This is a genomic window from Deltaproteobacteria bacterium (assembly GCA_019309045.1).
In the GTDB taxonomy this organism is placed as follows: domain Bacteria; phylum Desulfobacterota; class Syntrophobacteria; order BM002; family BM002; genus JAFDGZ01.
In genome coordinates, this window is the sequence record JAFDGZ010000200.1 from 1 (window position 1) to 2190 (window position 2190).

The window sequence follows — 2190 nt, forward strand, 5'->3', positions numbered from 1 at the left end:
GCATGCGGCAGACTCCAGCTGTGCGGCCTTACGAAGAGCCGCTTTTGCAAATGGAAAGGGAAGTGGTCGCCTTTCAGCAGAGTGAGGCCCTTCTCAGAGCCACCCCCGACAACAAGCTGCTCTCTCCCGTTGACCTCAGGAACCCCCAGGTGATTGCCGCCGGCAAGAATCTCTATTTCACCTTTTGCGCCCAGTGCCATGGCAAACAGTATGACGGCAACGGCACGGTGGGCCAGAGCTTCCAGCCGCTGCCCTCTGACCTGAGAAGCGTCAAGGTGCAGGCCTTATCACCGGGCAGACAGTTTAAAGAGATCAGCTACGGCGTGCCCAGGGGCAGACAGCCTCGGCTGGCAACCACCATAGCTGTTCCGGACCGCTGGAAAATAGTGGCCTTTGTCAGATCTCTGGGGCCTCGTCATTGATACTATGCCACCTTCAACTTGTTGTGATCTCTGCGGCCCACCAAGGTGAGAATCTGCGGTCAGGATCAACCGCAAGGCCGCTATGTTGCTGTTGAGCAGCTTGAGAAGGGGGATCTTTTTCTAGTCCAGGGGGTGATCCTCTGCAGATCCTGGATCTGCTCGACCTGGCCGCCAGGGTAAACAACAAGATACGCCAGAATCTGGCCGGCTCTTTCGTCTACAATGCCCTGAGCATTCCCATCGCCATGACGGGTCTGCTCACTCCACTGCTAGCTGTCTGCGCCATGCTTCTCAGCAGTTTGACTGTCATCGGAAATACCCTTCTTCTCGTCAGACGCCGCAGCAAGGTTTTCACATTGGCCATACCCCCAGCGAACCGTCAGGTGGCCTCGCTAGGCAGTGGGCACTAGGCACAGGATGATATGATTTGCCTCAGTTTATCTCGGATAACCAACAACCAGTAGCCTTGCCTTTCACCGGGCACTGTGGGCTGAAGGCTGCGGCTGCCGAAGGTATTGCCGCGCCATCTGCCAGTGACACTCCCCCTGTAGAAGCCGGAGGCATCTCTCGGTTACAAGTTCTTGGGCCCTCCAGGCAGCCGCACCATCTCCAGACAGGAGTCTGGAGATGGTGCGGCTGAATAACCTTGATTTTCCTCACTTTGACAACCAGAGAGGGAGTGTTTAGTATAAAAAATATCCTCTTGCAGATGACCTAGAAATGTTCGCCGCGTTCTTCCCGAATCAGGGAATGGAAAGAGAGGAGAAACCATGGATAATTTAGAAACGCCAAAAGATACCGGGCTGCGCGGCATCACTATCGCCAGTACCAGAATCGGAGATGTTGACGGCCGTGCCGGCCGTTTGATTTACCGGGGATATCTCATTACAGATCTCGCCAACAAGGTGAGCTTCGAGGAGGTGGTGCACCTTCTCCTGAAGGAAAAACTGCCAAATAAAGAAGAACTGGCATCCTTTGCTGCCGAACTTGCCTCGCACCGACCTCTGCCTCGTGAAATCATTGCCGCCTTGCGAACTTTTCCCCCACAATCGCACCCTATGGATGTGCTGCAGGCCAGCGTAGCCACGCTCGCTCCGCATGACCCTGAGCTTTTGGAATTCAGCAAAGAGGCCAATGTGCAGAAGGCCATCCGCCTGGTGGCCAAGCTGGCCACGGTGGTGGCTGCCTGGGATCGCATTCGCAATGGGCATGATCCTGTGGAACCGAATCCAGACCTGAACCATGCCGCTAATTTTCTCTACATGCTCAAGGGGAAAGACCCTGAAGAAGACATTGCCAACTTTTTCGACGTAGCGCTGGTGCTCCATGCAGAGCACGGCTTCAATGCCTCCACTTTTGCTGCCAGAGAGATTGCCTCGACCAGGGCCCATATGTATGCGGCGGTGGCAGGCGCGGTGGGCTCCCTGTCCGGGGAACTTCACGGCGGCGCCAACACCAGGGTCATGGAGATGCTCATGGAGATCGGCTCTCCTGACCGCGTGGAAGAGTATGTCAGGTCACAGTTCGACGCTGGCCAGCGTATCATGGGGCTGGGCCATGCCGTGTACAAGGTGGATGATCCAAGGGCGCACATCCTGGCTCCCATGTCCAAAGCAGTGGGAGAGCGCTTTGGCGAGACCAGGTGGTACGAGATGTCCGAGCTTCTGGAACGGGTAGCCAAAGAGGAGTTTCGCAAGCGGAAGGGCAGGGACATCTATACCAACGTGGACTTTTACAGCGCCTCACTCTATTACATGATGGGAATCCC

The 2190-nt window shown here is 56.0% G+C and carries 2 protein-coding genes; both read left to right on the plus strand.

The annotated features are described in order from the left end of the window. The first annotated feature begins 20 nt into the window (after positions 1-20). Positions 21-422 carry a c-type cytochrome gene (locus JRI89_17750; GenBank protein MBW2073077.1) on the plus strand — a complete coding sequence of 134 codons (402 nt, stop codon included), beginning with the start codon at positions 21-23 and terminating at the stop codon, positions 420-422. A 770-nt stretch (positions 423-1192) separates the two neighbouring features. Continuing rightward, on the plus strand, positions 1193-2190 hold a 998-nt coding region (locus JRI89_17755; protein ID MBW2073078.1), incomplete at its 3' end, for a citrate (Si)-synthase.